At 69.9% G+C, this 21605-nt stretch carries 18 protein-coding genes; 9 read left to right on the plus strand and 9 right to left on the minus strand.

Going from position 1 to position 21605, the window contains the following annotated elements; translation table 11 throughout:
• The 5 genes from VM938_01975 to VM938_01995 form a co-directional block, all read right to left on the minus strand.
• The coding region (locus VM938_01975; GenBank protein HVF73790.1) for a glycoside hydrolase family 2 TIM barrel-domain containing protein at positions 1-2791 on the minus strand (2791 nt) is incomplete at its 3' end.
• Complete coding sequence (locus VM938_01980) at positions 2791-3792, minus strand: zinc-binding dehydrogenase (GenBank protein ID HVF73791.1); 1002 nt, start codon at positions 3790-3792, stop codon at positions 2791-2793. The genes VM938_01975 and VM938_01980, both read right to left, overlap by 1 nt.
• Before the next feature lie 32 nt (positions 3793-3824).
• Positions 3825-5204 (minus strand): FAD-dependent oxidoreductase, encoded by a 1380-nt coding sequence (locus VM938_01985; GenBank protein HVF73792.1) that lies wholly within the window; start codon positions 5202-5204, stop codon positions 3825-3827.
• Between the two features lie 7 nt (positions 5205-5211).
• Complete coding sequence (locus VM938_01990) at positions 5212-6327, minus strand: glycosyltransferase (GenBank protein ID HVF73793.1); 1116 nt, start codon at positions 6325-6327, stop codon at positions 5212-5214.
• The gene (locus VM938_01995) at positions 6314-7657 is read right to left on the minus strand and encodes a family 1 glycosylhydrolase (GenBank protein ID HVF73794.1); all 1344 of its coding nucleotides are present in this window, start codon (positions 7655-7657) and stop codon (positions 6314-6316) included. The genes VM938_01990 and VM938_01995 overlap by 14 nt, the downstream gene beginning before the upstream one ends.
• Before the next feature lie 168 nt (positions 7658-7825).
• On the opposite strand from VM938_01995, the gene VM938_02000 reads away from it, so the two are divergent.
• Genes VM938_02000 through msrB form a run of 3 tightly spaced genes read left to right on the plus strand, consistent with a single transcriptional unit; the run spans position 7826 to position 11589 of the window.
• A complete protein-coding gene (locus tag VM938_02000) occupies positions 7826-10705 on the plus strand; it encodes a S8 family serine peptidase (GenBank protein HVF73795.1) in 2880 nt (959 codons plus the stop codon).
• A complete protein-coding gene (locus tag VM938_02005) occupies positions 10705-11166 on the plus strand; it encodes a DM13 domain-containing protein (protein HVF73796.1) in 462 nt (153 codons plus the stop codon). Before VM938_02000 ends, VM938_02005 begins: the two co-directional genes overlap by 1 nt.
• A 6-nt stretch (positions 11167-11172) precedes the next feature.
• Positions 11173-11589, plus strand: coding sequence for a peptide-methionine (R)-S-oxide reductase MsrB (msrB, locus tag VM938_02010; GenBank protein HVF73797.1), 417 nt, complete (start codon positions 11173-11175; stop codon positions 11587-11589).
• Here msrB and VM938_02015 read toward each other — a convergent pair.
• On the minus strand, positions 11532-12944 hold the full coding sequence (locus VM938_02015; GenBank protein HVF73798.1) for a sensor domain-containing diguanylate cyclase: 1413 nt from the start codon (positions 12942-12944) through the stop codon (positions 11532-11534). The genes msrB and VM938_02015 overlap by 58 nt on opposite strands.
• A gap of 109 nt (positions 12945-13053) precedes the next feature.
• Positions 13054-13197 carry a hypothetical protein gene (locus VM938_02020; protein ID HVF73799.1) on the minus strand — a complete coding sequence of 48 codons (144 nt, stop codon included), beginning with the start codon at positions 13195-13197 and terminating at the stop codon, positions 13054-13056.
• A gap of 86 nt (positions 13198-13283) precedes the next feature.
• Between VM938_02020 and VM938_02025 the strand changes: the two genes are divergently transcribed.
• Positions 13284-13907 (plus strand): hypothetical protein, encoded by a 624-nt coding sequence (locus VM938_02025; protein HVF73800.1) that lies wholly within the window; start codon positions 13284-13286, stop codon positions 13905-13907.
• Between the two features lie 114 nt (positions 13908-14021).
• Entirely contained in the window at positions 14022-15884 is a 1863-nt protein-coding gene (locus VM938_02030; protein HVF73801.1) for a CocE/NonD family hydrolase, read from the plus strand.
• A 4-nt stretch (positions 15885-15888) separates the two neighbouring features.
• Here the strand turns inward: VM938_02030 and VM938_02035 are convergent, their stop codons facing one another.
• Entirely contained in the window at positions 15889-17109 is a 1221-nt protein-coding gene (locus VM938_02035; protein HVF73802.1) for a hypothetical protein, read from the minus strand.
• Positions 17110-17405: 296 nt separating this feature from the next.
• On the opposite strand from VM938_02035, the gene VM938_02040 reads away from it, so the two are divergent.
• Positions 17406-17798, plus strand: coding sequence for a response regulator (locus VM938_02040; protein ID HVF73803.1), 393 nt, complete (start codon positions 17406-17408; stop codon positions 17796-17798).
• Here VM938_02040 and VM938_02045 read toward each other — a convergent pair.
• Complete coding sequence (locus VM938_02045; protein HVF73804.1) at positions 17740-18351, minus strand: lysoplasmalogenase; 612 nt, start codon at positions 18349-18351, stop codon at positions 17740-17742. The two genes, VM938_02040 and VM938_02045, sit on opposite strands and share 59 nt — an antisense overlap.
• A 220-nt stretch (positions 18352-18571) precedes the next feature.
• On the opposite strand from VM938_02045, the gene VM938_02050 reads away from it, so the two are divergent.
• Genes VM938_02050 through VM938_02060 form a run of 3 tightly spaced genes read left to right on the plus strand, consistent with a single transcriptional unit; the run spans position 18572 to position 21529 of the window.
• The gene (locus tag VM938_02050) at positions 18572-19600 is read left to right on the plus strand and encodes a hypothetical protein (protein HVF73805.1); all 1029 of its coding nucleotides are present in this window, start codon (positions 18572-18574) and stop codon (positions 19598-19600) included.
• A gap of 56 nt (positions 19601-19656) precedes the next feature.
• Positions 19657-20070, plus strand: coding sequence for an SRPBCC family protein (locus VM938_02055; GenBank protein HVF73806.1), 414 nt, complete (start codon positions 19657-19659; stop codon positions 20068-20070).
• A gap of 40 nt (positions 20071-20110) precedes the next feature.
• Complete coding sequence (locus VM938_02060) at positions 20111-21529, plus strand: aldehyde dehydrogenase family protein (GenBank protein HVF73807.1); 1419 nt, start codon at positions 20111-20113, stop codon at positions 21527-21529.
• Positions 21530-21605 lie beyond the last annotated feature (76 nt).

A 21605-nucleotide genomic window follows, 5' to 3' on the forward strand; every position in this document is an offset into this window, starting at 1 on the left:
GGGCCGCCTCGTCGCGCCAGGAGTAGGCGAAGAGCTGGCGACCGTCGTCCTTGGTGACCGCTTCCCTGCCCATCACGGGACGGGGCGCGGCGGCCCAGCGGAGGATGTCGGCGAGGAGGGCGCAGGCGGCGGCGTCCCCCGACGCGGCCCGGTCGGTCAGGCGGTACTGGCAGAACACCAGCCGGCCCCGGCCCACGGCGTGGGACCCGAGCACGGTGCCGGTCAAGGCCCCGGGCACGGGCTTGTAGGCGATGACCACCGGCGTGTCGGGGAAGGGGGCGCCGTCCACCGATCCCACCACTGTGGCGGCCTGGATGGTGGAGTCCTCGGCCACCAGCACGTTGCGCCGGGGGAGCGACGGCACCGCGCCGTGGTCGGTGGTGAAGTGGAACTGCGTGGAGCCCCACACCGTGGCCACCGTCACCAACGACACCGGCAGCGGGTAGTGCTGGGCCGCCTCCTCGGGCTGGGCCAGGATCACCACGGTGTGGCCCGCGTCGAGCGCCGCACGAGCCGCGGCGCCCGCCGCCTCGTCGAGGCTGCCTTCGCCGATCACCAACGGGCCGGTGTCGCCCACAATCGCACCCACCGAGCGCAGGGCGTCGGCCCCGCCGCCGATCACCCGCAGCCCGGCGTCGATGAGCGGCTGCGGGTCGACGACGTGGATGGGGTAGCGGTTCTCGCAGACGGGCGTGTCGCCGCAGCGCAGCCGCAGCACCAAGTCGTGGCTGCCGGGCACGTCGGGCACCACGATCGTCAGTTCCCCCAACTCGGTGGGCCGGTAGCCCTCCAGCATCGACACCCGCACCTCGGCCACCGACTCGCTGAACCGGTCGAGCACATGGCTGTGGTGGAGGTCGGAGGCGTCCATCGCCAACAACTCGTCGATGTCGAGGGGCGTGGCCGTCTCGCCGAAGCGGGCCTCGATGGTGACGTCCTCCAACGGCGGCCCGTCGTTCGACACGTGGACCGTGGCCCGCAACACCTGCCCGGCGGCGCCCACCAGCGAGTCGAGCTCCAGCATCGGCAGCACGACCTGGTTGGCCCGCGTCACCTCGGCCACCGCCAGCAGCTTGGGCCGCCGGTGCAGGTCGAGCAATCCGTTCAGTTCGTGGGGCACGTCGGTCAGCTCGGTGAGGCAGTAGCCGGAGATGTCGTGGTGCCTGCGCCACACCTCGGTCTGGAGCCGGTCCGACAACCCTTGGTAACGCTGGGTCTCCAACAGGAAGCGGCCGATGGTGGCGGGCCACAAGGTGCCCGCCAGCCCCACTGCGTAGGTCTCTCGCGTGTCCCAGAACGGCGGGTCGGCCAGGTCGGGCATCTCCGGCAGGCCCCAGTCGCCGTACTCGGAGACGAAGAACACTCGCCCCGTCCCCGAGAACTTCTTGGAGTTGCGCTCGATCTTGTCGAGGTAGTCGCGGTGCAGTCGGCCGTACCAGTGGGCGGTCATGAACGGCGAGGCGAAGATGCGGTCGGGGTCGGGCTCGATCCAGTCGTTCTCGATGACCGGCCGGGTGCCGTCGGCGTCGTTGACGGCGGCCACCAGAGCCCGGGCGAACTCCTCGTAGGCGTCCCACGAACGGGCTTCGTGCAGCCCGTCGCACAACTCGTTCATGGCCGACCACAAGATGATGCTGGGGTGGTTGCGGTCGCGGCGCACCTGCTCGTTGACGGCGTTGATGCACCGCCGGGCCACCAAGGTGTCGCGCCCCAACTCGTGGTGCTCGATGGGCTCGGCCACGGGCAGGTCGCAGTGCACCCAGATGCCGACCTCGTCGCACACGTCGAGGTACGTGGGGTGGAAGGCCTTGATGTGCAGGCGCAGGGTGTTGAAGCCCATGTCCTTGGCCGCCCGCACCTCACGCTCGATCTCGTCGCGTGGCCCCTCGGCATAAAGCTCGTTAGCCGTGAAGCCCTGCACCAGCACGCTCTTCATGCGGTAGGGCTCGCCGTTGACGAACATGCGGCTGCCTTCCACCCGCACGGTGCGCAAGCCGTAGCGGGTGGAGTGCACGTCGCTCGACGCGCCCGCGGCGCGAGCGTCGACCAGCACGTCGTGAAGCTCGGGCGACGCGGGCGACCACCGAGCGGCGGTGGTGCGGCCGAGGCCGGCCTTGACCGCGGTCACGCCGCGCCCCGGCACTGTCTCGCTCACGTCGATGACGCGGCCCAAGGTGCGGATGCCCACCCGGGCGTCGACGGGCTCGTCCTCTCGGTTCTCCAGCTCGACCTCGACCACCACGTCGTCGGGATCGCCGTTGACGAAGACGTTGCGCACCACGATCGGCCCGTGGCGGCGCAAGGTGACCGACTGCCAGATGCCGCCGTAGGTCATGTAGAGCGACGGCCGGCTGGGGAACACGTGGTTCATCCACCCCTGCTTGCCGTGCGGCATACGGGTGTGCTCGGGGTCACCGAGCGCCGGGTCGTACACCCGCACGGCGAGCACGTTCTCGCCGGGCACCAACAGCGCCGCCACGTCGAGGTCGAAGGGCGTAAACGGCGCCTCGTGGCGGCCGACGTGCACGCCGTTGACGTACACGTCGGCGATGTCCATCACCGCGCCGAAGTGCAACGTCCAGTGGCCTTCGACCTCTTCGAGGGCGAACGTGCGCCGGTACCACACCACCCCATCGAGCTCGAGGTAGCCCTGGGCCTCCCACAGCCCGGGCACGGTGATCGGTTGGGGTTCCAGGCCGTCGAGCTCGTCGAGGGAGTGGTCGCCGGGGAACAGGTCCCAGCAGCCGTCGAGGGAGGCGACACCGCGACTGTCGAATTGCACAATGCCCATCAGAGCACGATGGCGACCTTGCCCGATCGACCCTCGTCGGCCAAGGCATAGGCGTCTTCGGCACGGTCCAGAGAGAAGCGGTCGGTCACCGTGCGATCGGGGTGCAGGTCCCACTGGGCCAGGCGCTGGGCCAGTTCCTCCATGCGCCCGACGCTGGTGACCCAGGAGCCGAACACGGTGATCTGCGGGTGGATCAGTGCGTAGCTCACGTCGATGTCGAGGCGGTTGCCCTCGCCCACGAACGCGCACCGGCCCCAGCGCCGCGTGGCGGCCAGCGCGGTGGCGCGGGCCGAGGGCGCGCCCGAGCAGTCGATCGACACTTCGCAGCCTTCGCCCGCGGTGAGGGCGCGCACCTCGGCCGCGGCGTCGTCGCCCGCCGCCACGGTGCAATCGACCGCCCCGAGCGTCTCGGCCAACGCCCGCCGCTCGGGCGAGATGTCGACCCCCACGACGAAGCGGGCGCCCAGGGCCTTCGACAACAGGCCCGCCGCCAATCCCACCGGGCCGAGCCCGGTGACGAGCACGGCGTCGCGGCCGTTGGCCCCCACGCGGCACAGCGCTTCGTAGGCGGTGCCGAACCCGCAGGCGATGCAGGCACCGTCGAGGAAGGTGAGCGAGTCGGGGAGGGGCACGCACGTCGACTCCTCGGCCAAGAGGTAGTCGGCGTGGCCGCCGTCGCGCTGCCAGCCGTAGGCAGCCCGCAACGGCGACGTGCACGAAATGAAGTAGCCCATGCGGCAGTCGGGACAGAGCCCGCAGCCGGCGATGTGGTAGAGGATCACCCGGTCGCCCTCGGCGAAGCGGCGGCAGCCGGGGCCGACGGCGATGATCTCGCCGCACGGCTCGTGGCCCGCGATCACGCCTTGGTAGGCCTCGGGCCCTGTGCCCAGATGTTCCCTGTAGATCGCCCGCAGGTCGCTGCCGCAAATGGTCGAGGCCTTCATCTGCACGACCACTTGGCCGTGGCCGGGCGAGGGGTCGTCGACGTTGTCCTCGACCACGACCTGCCTGCCCCCGGGCAGATAGACGCCTCTCAGCGGATGCCCTCGCCTTCGGCTCCCTCACCGCGAGGGATCCACACTGTCTCGGGCTCGCCGTTGAGCACGTGGTCGACGAACTCCACGCCCTGCATGGTCGAGTGGTCCATGTTGCCGATCTCGTAGAGCCATCCCCCGAAGCGGCCGCGCGACCAGATGTTGCGCGAGCGCAGCCACGGCTGGATGGTGCCCAGCGACTCGTCTCGGGTGACGGACGGGACCGGGTAGCTCATGTCGGGTGAGCACAACCAGGTGGTGGCGACCTTGTCGCGGTCGGCCTCGTTCATGAGCTTGGTCGACACGAGGCCGTCGATCACCCGCTGCACGATGGTCTTGGCGTCCTCGGGCTTGTGGACCGAACGCGACGTCTCGGTGAGGAACAGCGTCTGGTCGGGCTCGGGGGTCATGTACGGCGAGTAGTTCGAGAGGTACGTGACCCGGTAGAAGGGGATGTCGGTCTCGGGGAAGTAGATCCAGTTCTTCGTGGTCTCGGCGGGCCGGTCGACACCGACGCCGACGATGTGGCTGCCGCTCCAGTGCAGGCCGTCGACGGCGCTGCGCACGGCGTCGGGCACGCTCTCCATCGCGCCCACCAGCTTGTTGAGCGGCATGGTGTTGAGCAGGTAGTCGTACTCGAACACCTGCCCGTCGGCCGTCCGCACTTCCTTGGCCACCGGGTCGATCGAGGCCACCGAGGTGTTGAGGTGGAGCTTGGAGTCGACGAATGTCTTCAAGCCCGCGTACAGGTGGCCGGTGCCGCCGCGCAGGGGGTACTTGAAGGTGTTGTTGGGCCCCCACGACTTGTTCTCCTCGCGGAGCACGACGTTGCGCAGGATGGCGTTGACGTCGACGGTCGCCACCCGTTCGCCGATCCACACGAAGTTCATGAGCTCGGCGGGCGTGGCCCAGACCTTGAAGTTGTAGGGGATCATGAAGTGCTCGGCGATGCCTGCGCCGAACAACGCGTCGACCCACTCCTTGAAGTTGGTGGGGTCGTGCTCCTGGCGCTGGGCCTCGATGAGGCCGGTGATGCACTCGTAGACCGTCTCCGGTTCGAGGTCGCGGATGTTGTTCTGGAACGGGTAGGGGATGAACCGGTTCTCGGTCCAGACCCACGCCTCGCGCTCCAGTTCGGTGAAGTCGCCGCCCATGAGCTTGTCGACGAGGTCGTCGTAGTACGTGTAGTGGCTGAACATCACGTGGCCACCGATGTCGTAGGTGAAGCCCGCCTCGTCTGTGAACGAGGTGGCCAGGCCACCCACGTAGTCGTTGGCTTCGAGGATCACCCAGTCGTCGTAGCCCAGTTCCTGCAGGCGGTAGCCCGCACCCAAGCCGGTCGGGCCGGCGCCGATGATGACGATCTTCGGTTCGGGCATCGTCGGCCTAGGCCGTCTCTTCGATGGCGACCGTGGCGACCGTGGCGACGGTGGCGGACTGCATCAAGGCGGCCATGCGCCCGGCGATGGCGTCCCAGTGCTGGCGCCGCAGCGTGGGCCACACCCGTCGGTCGAGCTCTGTGGGGTCTTCGGCCAAGGCCTGGCGGCAGGCGTCGGCAAAGCCCGCCACGTCATCCGCGATGGCCACCACGTCGCCGTAGTCGGCCACCACGTCGGGCACGCTGGTCGACACCACCGGCAGGCCTGCGGCGAAGTACTCCAGCGTCTTGGTGGGGCTGATGGCGCGGGTGGCCTCGTTGAGGGCGAAGGGCATGAGGGCCACGTCGAAGCGAGCCATCACCTCGGGCAGCTTTTGGTAGGGGCACGGCCCGGGGTAACGGAGGTTCGGTGCCTGCGGCAGCGCGGCGGCGTCGATCTTGGCCACCGGGCCGACGACCTCGATGTCCCAGTCGGGCAGGGCATCGGCCAAGCCCGCCAGCAGGTTGAGGTCGATGCGCTCGTCGATGACGCCGACAAAACCTGCGGTGGGCCGCTGACGCGGCGTGCGGTTGGCGCGGGCGGGCAGGAAGTGCTCGCTCTCCACGCCGCTGGGGAAGAGGTGGGCGTCGGGACGCCGGTCGATGATGCCGCGGTGCAGCGAGCGCCCGCCTGCGAACACCACGTCGGCTTCGATCAGGGCTTCGTCCTGCTTGGCCTGGAGGGCGGCAGGCGCGTCCTTGAACGAGGCGAGGTCGTCCATCACGTCGTAGACGAGGAACTCGGGCTCCAGCGCCCGGGCGATGTCGAGAGCGAGGGGGGTGTAGACCCACACGGCGCGACGGGGTGACCACCCCAGGAGCGACAGCAGGTGCTCGGTGTACGAGGCTGCCGCGGGGTCGTCGAAGTTGAGGTGGCGGTCGGGACCGGGCACCTCCAACCACACTTGTGTGACCAGGCCGTAGTCGTTGCAGCGCAGTACCGGCTCGCGCACGCCGGTGTAGACGGGCTCTTCCACGAAGTACGTGGGCTGGTCGGCCGCCAGCCGGCTGATGAGGTGGTGGGGCCGCTGCCACACGAAAGGCCAACGCAGGTGTGACAGTACGACCAGCTCATTCCACGACATCGGTGATCCTCAATTCGATGGGCCCCGCAGGCGGGGGTGGGTCGGACGGGTAGACAGGCGGTTCGAGCCAGTCCCAGTGCGCCATGTGCGGAAGCCACCCCTGCAACCACGTCGCCACCGGCTCGCGGAACCGGAACGCCGGCAGCTCTTGAGCAGGCGTACCCTTCGCGGCCGCTGCGTAGGCTTCCGACATGCACGACGGGTTGCGGTTGCGCTCGGCGTCGAGCCAGTAGACGCCGACGGGGTCGATGTTGCCGTCGTGGCGGCACAGGACCGAGTCCCAGTCACACGAGTCGACGAACGGGAACCAGCAGTAGCCACGGACGTCGACACCGGCGTCGACAGCCGCTTCACACTGCTCGAGCGTGTACTTGAGCCAACTGGCCCGGTCGGACGCGTAGCCGCGGATGTTGGTCTCACCCAGCAGCACGGGGAGGCCGTAGCGGTCTGCGTACTCGACGATCACCGCAGCCAGCGGGGGCGGGGCCGAGGCGTGCATGCGCCCGTCGCCGTCGCCGACGAACTCCCACTGGCAATGGGCGTAGTAGTCGAGGCCGAGCACGTCGACCCGGCCCGGCTCGATGTGGAGCAGGTCCTCGCCGTCGTTGGCGACGATGTCGCGCACGAACGGGCGGTCGGCGTCGAGGTGCCGGCCCAGGAAGGCGTCGAGCACGAAGAAGCGGCGGTCGTTGGCGTAGTCGGTGAACGGCTTGCCCTCGGGCGACGCGGCGATGTGGCGCTCGCACGCGTCGACCCACACGTGCTCGGCGTCGGGGAGCAGTTCGGCGTAGCGGCGGCTGGCCTCGGCCAGCGTGGGCAGCACTGCCCGGCCCACGGCGATGAAGCCGTCTGTGCCGCTCAGGTGAGGGGGCCACACCCCCTCGTGGCCGCTGAGCAGGAAGGTGGTAAAGGGTTCGTTGAACAGCGTGTAGCCCTCGATGTGCGGGTAGCGCTCGGCCACCGCTTCGAGGAAGCGGAGGTAGGCGGGTCCGAAGGCCGGGTCGGTGAAGCCCTCGATCCAGGCGGGGTAGCTGGTGTGGTGCATGAGGTCGACGATGGGCGAGAGCCCGTGGTCGGCCATCCAGGCGAACACCTCGTCGGTGTGACGCCAGTCGAAGCGCCCGGGCTCCTGCTCGACCCGGTGCCACCGGATGGGGTAGCGCAGGCGCTGCACCCCGGCGTCGTGGAGCAGTCGGAGGTCGGACTGCCACTGCCCGTCGTGGCCCGTCGACTCCATGCCGTCGACGTCGAAGGCGGGCTGGTAGGTCGACTCGAACGCGCCGATGAGCTCCACCTTGCGGCGAGCCGAGCTGCGGGCGCGTGCGTGCAACCTCCACTCCTTCTCGATGGCCCGGGCCCCGGCGCACTACCCGGGGCTCAGTGACCGGTAAACGCACACATGCGGGGCCGGAACGACTCGGGGCCGTCACCTTCCGTCCCGATCACGCCTGATTGCGTTCGTTTTCACAAGCTGCGGCGCGACACTGATGAGGTGCTCTTGGGGCGTTCTCTCCTTATTGCCTTTGTCGTCGTCGCATCGGGTGCGGTCGGCACTGTTCCGGCCGCCGCTTCGGCTGCCCCCGAGCGGCCGTTCCGCCCTGCCGCCAAGGCGGCGCCTGCGCCCCGTTTCGCCGAGGGCAGGCTGCTTGTGCGCTTCGTGCCCGGCGCCTCCGCCCACAGCGTGGCGGCCGAGCACGGCCTGAAGCTCGGCCACGAACTGGTCCGCACCGGCTTCCGGCTGGTCGAGACCAACGGCAAGCGGGCCGAAGTCGCCCGCGACGCCCTCCGGCGCGACCGTCGAGTGGCCGCCGCCGAGCTCGACTATGTGCGCCGCGCCGCGGCCGTGCCCAACGACCCGCAGTACAACGCCGAGCAGAAGTCGTACCTGGCCACCGCAGGCTTCGAGCGGGCCTGGGACGTCGTCAAGGCCTCGTCGAGCCAGGTGATCGCCGTGGTCGACAGCGGCGTCGACCTCGACCACCCCGACTTGGCGGCCCGGCTGGTGCCCGGCATCGACACCGTGGGCGCAGGCGACAGCGACCCCTCCGACGAGCAGGGCCACGGCACCATGGTGGCGGGCATGGCGGGCGCCGTGACCAACAACGGCGTGGGCATCGCCGGGGCGTCGTGGGGTGCGTCGATCATGCCCGTGCGGGTGCTCGACGCCACAGGCGAAGGCACCGACGCCGACGTCATCGAAGGCATGGCGTGGGCTGTCGACAACGGCGCCGACGTGATCAACCTCTCGCTCGGCGGGCCGGGCACGACGGCAGCCCTCGACGCCGCCGTGGCCGACGCCGTGGCCGCCAACGTCGTCGTGGTCGCTGCCGCGGGCAACGACGGCGTCAACTACCCGTTCTTCCCGGCCGCCCACCCGCAGGCGCTCGCCGTGGGTGCTACCGACCCGACCGGTCGCTTCGCCTACTTCTCCAACTACGGCTCGTGGATCGACGTCGTCGCCCCTGGCACCGGGGTGCGAGGCACCAGCGACCCGGCTGCGTACGCCGAAGGCGACGGCACCTCGTTCGCCTCGCCCTTGGTGGCTGCCGCCGCCGCCTTGGTGCGCACGCAGAACCCTTCGTGGACGGTGGCCCAAGTGGCCGACCGCCTGAAGAAGACGGCCCAAGACCGCGGCTTCCGGGGCGTCGACCACGTGCACGGCTTCGGCTTGCTCGATGCTGCTGCTGCCGTGGGTGGCACGGCGTCGCCGTCGGTCGCCGCCGCCGCCCGTGACAGCTACGAACCCAACGGCGAGGCCGCGCCCAGCCCGACCTTGGGCTCGCCGCAGTCGACGACGGCGTCGATCTCGCCGGAAGGCGACGTCGACTGGTTCCGCGTCAACGTGCCGTCGTCGCAAGTGGTGACGATCACGGTCACGCCCCCCGTCGACCCCGCCCTGCCGTACGTCGCCATGGACCCGGTGCTGCAGGTCTACGCCCCCGACGGCACAGAGTTGGCCTACCGCGACGAGGCGTTTCTCGACGAGCCTGAAATCGCCACCTTCAACGCCTCCGCGGGCACGTACTGGGTGCGGATCTGGAACTGGCACGGCACCACGTCGCCCGGCAGCTATGCGCTGCAGACGACGGTGGCGGGCGTGGCCCAGGCCGACAACAGCCCCGATCGCCTGTGGCTGCTGCAGGCGAGCAACGTGGCCGACGGGGCCACCAACGTCGGGGCGTCGCAGTCGTTCACGTTGAGCTTTGCGGCGGCGCTCGACCCCGCTTCGGTGAACTCGAACACCGTGCAGGTGGTCGACGGCGTCACCGGCCTGGTGGTGCCCGCCGCCGTGTCGATGACCGACGCCCAGACCGTCACCGTCGACCCGAGCGCAGCGCTGGCGTACTCCCGCCCGTACTCCCTGCGGGTGGGCGGGGTGGCCGACACCGCCGCTGAGCCCCGCACCATGGGGTTTGCCGAGCGCCTGTACTTCGCCACCGAGTCGGAGCCTGCGCCGCCCCCGACGACCACCACGACCACGACGACCACCACCACCACGACGACGACGACCACCACGACGCTGCCGCCCACCACCACCACGTCGGCACCGACCACGACGACCACGGCGGCACCCACGACCACGACGGCACCGACCACCACCACGACCACCGCGCCGCCGCCGCCTCCGGCCCGTTCCGGCTACTGGATGGCCGACCGGGTAGGCAACGTCTACAACTTCGGCGACGCCAAGCACTACGGCGACCTCGACGGAGCTCGGGGCAATGTGGTCGACCTGGAGCCGACGCCGAGCGGCAACGGCTACTGGGTCCTGACCGAGATCGGCGAGATCTTCACCTTCGGTGACGCCAAGCACGCGGGCCAGCCGGCAGGCGGGCTGGCGCCCGGCGAGATCGTCACCAGCATGTCGGCCAACCCCAAGGGCGCGGGCTACTGGCTGTTCACCACCCGAGGCCGGGTCATGCCCTTCGGCGGTGCCCCGTTCTACGGCGACATGACAACCACAGTGCTCAACGGCCCGGTGCTCGACTCGGTGTCGACGCCGACGGGCCGGGGCTACTACATGGTCGCTTCCGACGGCGGCATCTTCACCTTCGGCGACGCCACATTCTTCGGCTCCATGGGCGGCAAGCCGCTCAACAAGCCGGTGCAGTCGCTGGTGCCCGACGGCGACGGCGTGGGCTACTGGCTGGTGGCCTCCGACGGCGGCATCTTCTCCTTCCAGGCGCCGTTCCGCGGTTCGATGGGCAGCACACCGCTCAACAAGCCGGTCACCGGCATGGTGCGCTTCGGCGACGGCTACCTGATGGTCGGCGAGGACGGCGGCATCTTCAACTTCTCCAACAAGCCGTTCCACGGCTCGCTCGGCTCGAACCCGCCGCCCAACCCCGTCGTCTCCGTAGGCGGCCTCGACAAGTAATGCGACGTCGGTGGGTCGCCGCCGCGGTGCTCGTCGTGGCCGCTGCGGCTGCCGTCGCCGTCGCCTGGTTCGAGCCCCACAAGCTGTTCGTCGACGACCGCACCGGCGACCTGGTTGCCCCTGCCGGTCGGGTGCTGGCCACGGGGACGTTCCGGGGGCTCGAGCACGAGGCGTCGGGCACGGCGTCGATCATCGATCCCGGCCGACCCGTGCTGCACTTGGACGACCTCCGCGTCTCCAACGGCCCCGACCTGCGCGTCTACCTCTCGGCGGCGCCGCCCGATGCCCCGTGGGGCGCCTTCGACGACGACTTCGTCGACCTGGGCACGCTGAAGGGCAACATCGGTGACCAGACCTACGCCATCCCCGAGGGGACCGACCTGTCCCGGCACCGCACCGCCGTGGTGTGGTGCAAGCGGTTCAGCGTGCCGTTCGCCTCTGCCGACGTGAAAGTGAGCTGACCACCCATGGCCGACCAGACCGACCTCCCTACCACCGAAGAAGAGTGGCGGGCCCGCCTCGACCCGGAGCGCTACCAGGTGTTGCGCCAAGCGGGCACCGAGCCGGCCTTCACGGGCAAGTACGTCAACTGCCACGACGACGGCATGTACCGCTGCGCAGGCTGCGGCGCCGTGCTGTTCAGTTCCGACACCAAGTTCGACTCGGGTAGCGGCTGGCCCAGCTTCACCGAGCCTGCGGTGGCCGAGGCCGTCGAGGCCCGCACCGATTCCAGCCACGGCATGGTGCGAACGGAGGTGGTGTGCCGCCGCTGCGGCGGGCACCTGGGCCACGTCTTCGAGGACGGCCCCCAGCCCACCGGCCTGCGCTACTGCATCAACTCCGCCGCGCTCGAACTCGACCCCGAGGCCGCGTCGCCCGAGTAGTCGACCATGACCCGGTTACGGCCTGCGGCCTTGGCCCGGTAGACGGCGGCATCGGCCGTCCGCAGCAAGGGGGCCACCTCCGGCCCGGCCGCGCAGCCGATGCTCACGGTGACCAACACGGTCTCGCCGCTGTCCAGCGTCACCGGTTCGGCCACGGCCAGCCGCAGCCGCTCGCCGACTGCGGCCACGCCGTCGAGGTCGTTGGCCGGGAGGATGGCCAGGAACTCCTCGCCGCCCAGGCGGGCGACCACGTCGCTGGGCCGAAGGGTGGCCTCCATTCGCTCGGCCACAGCCCGCAGCACGACATCGCCGACGGCGTGGCCGTGGGTGTCGTTGACCCGCTTGAAGTGGTCGACGTCGAGGGCGAGCACGCCGGTTGTGGTGCCGTACCGGGCAGCGGCAGCGTCGATGCGGGCCACGGCGTCGTCGAGGCGGCGCCGGTTGGCGAGGCCGGTCAGCGGGTCCTGGTGCGAGAGCCCCTCCAAGGCCGCTTCCCGGAGGTAGAGCCTGCGCACCACGCCGAGCACCAAGGTGCCGACCAGGGCCAAGAAGGCGAACACGAGCCACGAGGTGTAGGTCGTGGGTCCCAACGGGCGGTAAAGCTGTCGGGTGGGGGCCGACTGCACGATGCGCCACGGGCTGCGCTCGACGTCGAGCACGAAGAAACGATGCTCGTCGCCGTCCTTGTCGTAGTTGCCCCTGGCCCCGTCGGCCAGTGCATCGGCGAGGGCTCCGTCGACGGCGGCCAGCGGTTGGCCCATGCCCCGCGTGCCCGCCAGCACCACGCCGGTGTCGTCGAGCAGGAAGAGCTCATGGCCGCGGATGGGGATGGCGTGGCGCAGGTAGGCGCCGATGGGGGAGTCCTCCATGCTGAAGGCGCCGCTGAGCACCCGTCGTTCACCGGTGGCGGTGGCGAAGGGAGCGGCAAAGGCGACGACCGGCTTCTGCTCCGCCGCCGAGGGCACCACGCCCGACACGGTGGGCCTCCCCTCTGCCGCCGCCCGCAGGTGGGCGTAGCGGTCGGTAAGCCGGGCGCCGAGCAGGGCGGGGGCGGAGGGGTGGACGGCGAGCACGCGTCCCTCGGCGTCGAGCACCACGGCGGCGGTGAAGCCGAAGCCCGCGGCCAGTTCTTCGAAGGTCCCGGGGTCGAGTCGTTCGCCGCCCAGCCGAGCGGCCCCGACGGCCGACTCTCGCGTCAACAGGTCCTCGGTGTAGCCCGCCACGAACTCGTTGGCCATCGCCAAGCGGGTCTCGAACCGGTCTTGGAGGGCGGCGCGAGAGTCGCGCTGGGAGGCAAGGATCACAGCAGCCAGGCCGCACAGGGCGGCCATGAACACCGCCCCGAACACGACCATCCGCCGCCGTGCGCGCTGAGGCAATGCACCCCCCGGTGCCCTTTGCGACCCGTGGTACACGGGTCTCACACAAGCTTTATCGGCGCGCGTCGGCGCCGGGTGAACCTCTCTAGCCGGTGGGGGCCTGGCCCGCGGCGGGGTCGTCCCGCTCCCATCCCTCGGCCACCTCGGGAGGCACGTCGTCGGGCCGAAGGAACTCGGCCTCGGCGCCGGGGTCGCCTTCGGGGTCGACGGGGACGGGATCGCGTTCCATGCCGGTCGCCATACCCCGGCGAGGGTTTGCAGCCTTCCAGTGCCGGGCAACGGTCTTTTGGGACAACCCGTTGGTAGGAGGACGTCGTGGCTCAACGCCTGATCGCCGTATTCGCAGACAAACAGGCCGCGCAGGCGGCCGCCGAGGCGGTGCGGGCCGGCGGCGCCACCGACGTGCAGGTGGGCGGACGGGCCGACAACCGCACGGCCCTGCAGGCCGAGATGCGCGAGGAGATGGAGCACACCTCGGCGGGGGCGGGCAGCGTCGGCCCCTTCACCAAGGAGATGACCAAGGGCTTGCTGGTCGGCACCATGATCGGCGGGCTGATCGGCGGGCTGCTGGGCATCCCCGCCGCCTTCGTCGCCTTCGGCGACGTGAACCTGGCCACCCGCCTCGTCATCACCATCGGCGTGGGCCTGGCCGCGGGCTCCACCTTGGGCTTCGTCATGGGAGGCGGCCTGGGCGCCAAGGGCCCGGCCGAGCAACTGGCGGCCGAACGCGGCGTCACCCTGTCGGTCACCACCGACGACCCCGAAATGGCAGAGGTCCTCCGGCGTCACGACCCCATCCGGGTCGACGTGGTGCAGGGCGACCAGCCCGTGGCCACCGTCACCAGCGAGGACGACGAGGGCGGTGTGCAGGAGGTGCGCGGCACGCTGGTGCAGTCGGAGGGCGACTGGTCGTCGGTCCGGGAGCAGCACGGCCGGTAACGGTAGGAAATGGCATAAAAGGTGCTGGGCTGCGCCGTGTCGAAGTGGTGCGCCATGTTCGGGGGAACCTCTTCATCTCATCGTCCTCGCCGCGCCGCTGCACTGGTGGCCGGCGTGCTGGCAGTCGCCGCCTCGCTGGTGCTCGTGCCCGGGGCCGACGTGGCCCGCGCCGCGCCCAACCAGTTCGTGACCATGGCCGACGGCGTGGAGATCGCCGTCAACGTGCGGCTGCCCGACAACTACGTGGCGGGCCAGACGTACCCCACGCTGTTCGAGATGAGCGGCTACGACGGCGGCTCGGCCGAAGACGGCACCTTGAGCAAGGACTACGCCGAGCAGACGGGCACAACGTTCTTCCCGCTGCAAGAAGACAGCCGCCAGCTCAGCAGGCGGTTCAACGGCGAGTACGTGACCGTGCACGCCTCGGTGCGCGGCACGGGGTGCTCGGGCGGCGAGTTCGACCTGTTCTCGTGGCAGGCGGCCCTCGACGGCAAGCACATCATCGACAACTGGATCCCCCGGCAGCCGTGGGCGAACGGCAAGGTCGCCCTCATCGGCCACTCCTACGGCGGCATCACCGGCTTCATGATCACCGCCACCCAGCCCAAGAACCTGCGGGTGGCCAGCGTGTCGGGCCTCATCGACGACCTCTACCGCGGCATCACCTACCCAGGCGGCGTGAGCAACTACGGCTTCCCGTTGCTGTGGGCGGGGGGCATCCGCATGGCCTACGACGAGCTGGGCGGCACAGCCCCGGGCATCGTGCGGCCCGAGGAGGCCGACGACGACCCGCAGCGCCAGGAGCGCTGCGCGGCCAACGCCGCCACCCAGACCCGCACGGTGGCCAACGACCCCATCGTCAACGGCACAACCGACACCGACAACGCCTGGTGGCAGTCGAAGTCGCTCATCACATTCGCCCACCTGATCGACGTGCCGCTCCACATCACCGGCGCCTACCAGGACGAACAGACCGGGCCCCGTGGCCCCACCCACCTGTTCGAGAACGTGCACAGGGTGCCCAAGCGGCTGGTGATCACCAACGGCGACCACAACACCCAGAACCCCGCCTACACCGGCCCCGAGGTGTGGGGCGACCGCAAGGCGTGGATCGACCACTGGATGGACCTGGCCCGCACGCCGTCGTTCGGTGGGCTCGGCCAGAAGGCGGCGTCGGTGACGACGCTGCTGGAGTACCACCGCAGCGGGGGCACGCTGACATCGAACGCCCGCATCGACAGTGCGTCGTTCCCGTTGGAGACCACGACGTACAAGGACTGGTACCTGGGCGCGGGCAACCGCTTGACCACGGCCGGTCCGGGCCTGGTGGAGGCGGGCGACAGCTTCGTGGCGGGCAGCGAGCGCCAGGCGTGGAGCTACCAGGCAGGCCCGTCGTTCGGGCCGCCGTTCACCACGGCCGACGGCCCCGACGAGGTGGCCTACCGCAGCGCCCCGATGGCCGATCCCACGGCGATCGTCGGCCCCATTACCGCCAACGTGTGGCTGACGAGTACGGCGCCCGACACCGAGCTGTTCCTGCAACTGGTCGACGAAGGGCCCGACGGCAGCCGCACGTACCTGCAGCGGGGGTTGCTGCGAGCCAGCCACCGGGCGGTCGACGCCGCCGCCAGCGACTACTTCGGCGGCCGCTTGGTGCGCCCGCACCGGCCCCACACGTCGGCCGAGCTCATCGTGCCGGGCCAGGCCTACGAGTACCTGGTCGAGGTCTTCCCCGTGGGGCACGTGTTCCGGCCGGGCCATCGCATCGTGCTCAAGGTCACCGCCCCGCCTGCCGTCGACAGCTACTACGCCTACGTGCCCAAGCGGGCGCCTGCGGTCAACACCGTGCTGCACGACGCTGCGCACCCGTCACGGCTGTCGCTGCCGGTGGTCCCGCTTGCCGGCGTGGCCCTCGGGCCTGCCCTGCCGTGCGGGGCGCAGGAAGCCGTGCGCTGCATCGCCCGGCCCAACGGCTAGAGGGCTAGACCAGGCGGCGCTTCGAACCGGCCAGGAGCAGGCTGCCCAGGGCCAGGAACAGCAGGGCGACGGCCAATAGGATCCCCGTGGGGGAGCCGGTGGCGGCCAGGCCGGTGGCCGTGGTCGCGGTCAGGGTGGAACGCGAGGAGGACCTCGACGTCGTCCCTGAGCGGAACGTCGCCGTGCGCTCGGTGTCGACATCGGCATCGCCCCCGTCGGCCACGGGCCCGTCGATCGGCGGGGTGAGGTCGGGGTCGACGACGGCCGCGGCGAAGTTGTTGGTGTAGGTGACGTCGCACGTCACCGTGCTGCCTGCTGCGGTCGAGCCGTTGCACTGGTTGACCGTCACCGGGATGGCGGTCACCGCTCCGTCGACCGTGCACTGCACTCGCTCCGGGCCGCCGCCGCCGTTGGCCGAGCCGTTGCACTGGGTCACGGTGGCGCCGCTGGTGCTGCTGTCCTCAGGATCGCAGTTGGTCGGTGGGCCGCCGGGCGATACGCCGCCCTGGCCTGAGCCGATGCACTGGTTGACGGTCACCCCGGTGGTGGGCGTGCCGAAGGGCACGTTGTTGATCACCTGGACCGAACACGTCACGTTGCTGCCGCCGGCCAGGATGCCGTTGCACTGGTTGACGGTGGTCACGAGCTGGTCGGTTGTCACCACGTCGGCGTCGCAGCCCTCGGGCGGGAGGACGCCCGCCTCGGCCAGGCACCAGATGGTGGTGACGGTCGAGGAGGTGGCGCCGTCATTGCCGATGGTGTTCTCCACTGTGACCACGCACGTCGCTTCCCAGCCCGCGCTGGTGGGGTAGGTGTCGGCGTTGCACTGGTGCACGGCGGGCGGGGCGACGAGGGCAGGGGCCACCGTCGACTCCTCAACGTTGTCGTTCTCGACCGGTGCCGCATGCATCGTGGCTTGTTCGACGACCACGACCTCGGCGGGCTCATCGACGACGACAGGCTCGTCGACGGGGGCGACGTCGTCGGCCACCGGCTCAGGCGTGGGCTCCGCCTCAGGCTCGGTTACCACGACGGGCTCACGCTCGGGTTCGGGGTCGGCAACGACCTCGGCCGCAGGCTCGGGTTCGGCCGCAGGCTCGGGCTCGGGGTCGGGCTCCGGTGTCACCGCTTCGTCGGCGGTGGCGGCCGCGGGCGTGGGCTCAGCGACGACGTCGTCGGCGGAGGCGGTGTCGCGCATCGCCCCCCACACGAGCAGCACGAACACGGCAAAGCAGAACGCCAGGCCGAGGGTGCCGATCCGAGCGGGTACCGATGCCCTCGCGCGCGTAGGGAAGACAGGCTGCGGGGCAGGGCGAGGGTTCATGGGTTCCTTCGTTGGCGGTGGGCCAGACGGGCTCCCACTCCCACGGCATCGGGTTTTCGATGACCGCCCTGAAGTGGTTTGTTGTAAATGTCCGAATGGTATTTACGAAAATGCTACCCGAGATATATGGAGATTTCGTACGCGGGTAGCGTGAGGGCGCGATGTCCCCGGGTCGGGGCGGCAGGGAAGGGCAGGCCATGGCGCAGCGGATCCTGGTGGTCGACGACGCCAACGACGTACGCCAGTGGCTCAAGCTCTCCCTCGAAGCCCGGGGCTGGGCCGTCACCGACGCCGACTGCGGCGAGACGGCGTTGGCTGCGTTCGACGACGCCGACCCGCCGAACTTCGTGGTGCTCGACCACATGATGCCGGGCATGACCGGGCTGGAGGTCGGGGCCCAGTTGCGCGACCGCGGCTACGACGGGCCCATCGTGTTGTTCTCCGCCTACCTGTCGCCGGGCATGTCCGCTGACTTGCGGCGCCTCGACATGACGGCGGTGAGCAAGATCGACCACACCGCCCTGTTCCGGGTCATCGACGCAGCAGGGAGAGGACGAGGAGCGCCTGCGCCAGGTGGTACGTCGACATGATGGCCAGGCGGGCGTAGGGGAACGGCGACACGAAGCGGTTCCAGGCGATCATCGAGTCCGACGCCATGAACACAACGGCGCCGACGAACGCCCGCCAGTCGCCGGTGGTGGCGGCCACGCAGGCCATGGCGGTGATGACGAGCATGTAGACGACGACGGGGCCGAGCAGCTTGCGGTCGTCGATCGAGCGCACGATGCGCACGCCGAGCACCCCTGCCAGCACAAGGGGCACGGCGACGAGCGGGGTGAGGTCGCCGGCTTCCCGCCACAGGCCGGCGATGTAGGCCAAGTGGCCCAGGAGGAACGAGGCCAGGCCGGGCACGAAGGCGTCGCGGGGGAGCATGAGGAACACGTCGCCCGCCAACGACAGGACCAAGGCGGCGACGAACCAGGCCCGCTGGGTCGAGTCCTCGGGCTGCAAGGCCAGTGCGGCGACGACGAGCAGGGCGGTGGTGGCGGGCTTGGCCACGTACTCGAGCCGCTTGTCGCCTCGCGTCACCGCCACCCAGTCGGCCACGGCGAACACGGCGATAGCGACCACCAGGGCTGTCATCGGCGCTCAGCCTGGCAGACTCGCCCGCCGATGCCCGACGGCGACAGCGGTTGCTCGCCGGGGGCACAACAGTTGACTGCCCTCCCGGCAATCGTCACACTCCTGGCAATTGGGTGATGCGTCGGTGCGCCGGGGCGGGTCCCTGAACAGGGGGAAACACGTGCGACGACCTTCCATGCGGCCGGCCAAGGGCCTCCTGGCATCATTCCTCGTCGGAGCCATGATCGCCTCGGGCATGATCGCAGCCCCTTCCAGAGCGAGCGAGCCACGCAGCCTCGACGAGCAGGTTCGGGCCCTGGCCGCGGCCCTGCCCCTTGATCGGCTGCCGTTCGAGAAGGCCTTGATTGCCGAATCCCGCCCCGTAGCGGCCAATCGCCTCGTTCAAGTGGCCCAAGACCTGCCGAGCACCATCAGGACCTTGCGGGCGGAGACGGCCGAGCAGATCGCCGCTCTGGAACAGTTGAGATCCCTCGTTACCGGTGACGACTTCCAGGAGGGCGTCCGTGGCGTTGCCGAGGGCTTGGCCTGGATGGGTGACAAGCACCTCGAGCTAGCGAGCGACGCCCACTACGTGTCGTGGGCGGTGAACGGCCTGTTCGAAGGCCAGCTGACGTACACGGCAGCGTTCGACTGGATGACGTTCGCCCGGATCTTCATCGTCGTCGGCATCGTGAGTGCCATGGCGATCGCGTGCATCTTCGCTCCTCCCACCTGCCCGGCCGCCGTGGGTCTCGCCGCCGTCGGACTGCTCGCCAACGCAGGACTCGTACTCGCCGAGTTGGAGGCGGAGGCCCGCAGGAGCGAGGGGCAGGTGACGTTCAGGGCCCACTGCCCGGGAGCGTTCTTGTGCGCCGTCGACGAGATCACAACCCAGACGATCTCAGCGGGTGGCATGAGCACGCTCGACGTCCGGTTCTTCCCGACAAACGTGAAGGCGGGCGCGACCGCAAACACCACGTACGTTGGTGGCTACGGTTGCTACAACTCGACCGGGGGGGTCTACACGCCGTACTCCGGCAGCGCAATCGGCGCGTGCTTCACGAAGACAGTGGCGCCGTACGCTGGGGTCATGTACCAGCAGAAGCCTGGCAACACGGTGTTCGACAACTCGCCCGCAATCGACTGGCAACAGGCGCATTTCATGTGCTCGTCCAAAGTGGCCATCCAGGTGATGGCCACCTGGACGACCAATACCCGCGCCTCCTTCTTCCTTGTAGTGCCCAAGGCCGTTCACCAGTCCTGCGTGTAGCCGAGGCCTTCCGAGGCGGACCGAGGGTCGAACCAGCCTGGCAGACTCGCCGGCTTGTGGACCTGACTTCGACCGCATCACTCGGCACCCCACCCGATCGGGTGGCTGTCGCGGTGGCCGACCTCACCACCTATCCGCAGTGGCTGGGCATCGTTCAGGCTGTCACACCCGACGGCGACGCCTGGGTGGTCGAGCTGGGCGCCCGCCTCGGCCCGTTCAAGCGGACCAAGCGCGTCCGCATTGTGCGTACCGCCTGCGATGCGGCCTACGTGCGTTTCGAGCGGGCCGAGCTCGACGGTCGGGAGCACTCGCCATGGGTGCTGTCGGCCGAGGTGCGGCCGGCGGGCGAGGGCACCGAGCTCACCATGCACCTGCACTACGGGGGCTCGGCGTGGCTGCCCGGCCTCGACCTTGTGCTGGCGCAAGAGGTACGCCGCGCCGGTGCCCGTTTGGATGTCCGGCTGGCCTAAGGTGACACACGTATCAGTTTCCATGCAGGGGGAGGCTCCTATGCAGGACCGCGACAAGCTCTACATCGACGGCACGTGGATCGCCTCGACGGGCTCGGGCACCATCGATGTCCTCAACTCCACGACCGAAGAGGTCATCGGCCGCATCCCCGAGGGGACGCCCGACGACGTCGACCGCGCCGTCCAGGCCGCCAAGGCCGCCTTCCCGGCGTGGGCCGAGACGTCGGTCGAGGAACGGGGTAAGTACCTCCAGCGCATCACCGAGGGCCTGCAGGCCCGCATGATGGAGATCGCCTCCACCGTGGCCGCCGAAGTCGGCATGCCCATGAACCTGTCGATGATCATCCAGGCCGGGCTGCCCACCATGACCTTCGGGTCGATGCCCCAGATCGTCGATTCCTTCCCGTGGGAGGAGCAGGTCGGCAACTCCCTGATCGTGCGTGAGCCGGTCGGCGTCGTCGGCTGCATCACGCCTTGGAACTACCCGCTGCACCAGATCGCCGCCAAGGTCGCGCCTGCGCTCGCCGCGGGCTGCACGGTGGTGCTCAAGCCCAGCGAGGTGGCGCCCCTCAACGCCTTCATCCTGGCCGAGATTATCGACGAGGTCGGGCTGCCCGCGGGCGTGTTCAACCTCGTCACCGGCGTCGGTCCCGTCGTGGGCGAGGCCATCGCCGCCCACCCGCTGGTCGACATGGTGTCGTTCACCGGCTCGACCCGGGCAGGCAAGCGGGTCTCCGAGGTGGCGGCCCAGACGGTCAAGCGGGTGGCCCTCGAACTGGGCGGCAAGTCGGCCAACGTCATCCTCGATGACGCCGACTTCACCAAGGCCGTGAGCGACGGCGTGGGCAAGTGCTTCCTCAACTCGGGCCAGACCTGCAGCGCCCTGACCCGCATGGTCGTGCCCCGCAGCCGGTTGGCCGAGGCCGAGGAGATCGCCGTGCAGGCGGCCGAGAGCTACACCCCCGGCGACCCCACAGCCGACGGCACCCGCCTGGGCCCGTTGGTGTCGGCCGCCCAGCGCGACCGGGTGCGCGGCTACATCGAGAAGGGCATCGAGGAGGGGGCCAAGCTGCTGACCGGTGGCGTCGAGCCGCCCGAGGGCCTCGACAAGGGCTACTTCGTGCGGCCCACCGTGTTCTCCGAGGTGCGCACAGACATGACGATCGCCCAGGAGGAGATCTTCGGGCCCGTCCTGTCGATCCTGCCCTACGACACCGAGGACGAGGCCGTCGAGATCGCCAACGACACGGTGTACGGCCTGGCCGGCGGCGTGTGGTCGGGCGATCCCGAGAAGGCCAAGCAGGTGGCCCGCAAGCTGCGCACCGGCCAGGTGGAGGTCAACGGCGGCTCGTTCAACCCGCTGGCCCCGTTCGGCGGCTACAAGCAGTCGGGCGTGGGCCGGGAGCTTGGCTCCCACGGGCTGGAAGAGTTCCTCGAGGTCAAGGCGCTCCAGCTGTAAGGAAGCGGTTGATCGGCGGTCGCGCCCGCCCCTAAGGGCAGGAGTCACCGCTCCAGGTGACGAAAGAAATCGACAT

It is taken from the genome of Acidimicrobiales bacterium, from assembly GCA_035536915.1.
In the GTDB taxonomy this organism is placed as follows: domain Bacteria; phylum Actinomycetota; class Acidimicrobiia; order Acidimicrobiales; family JAHWLA01; genus JAHWLA01.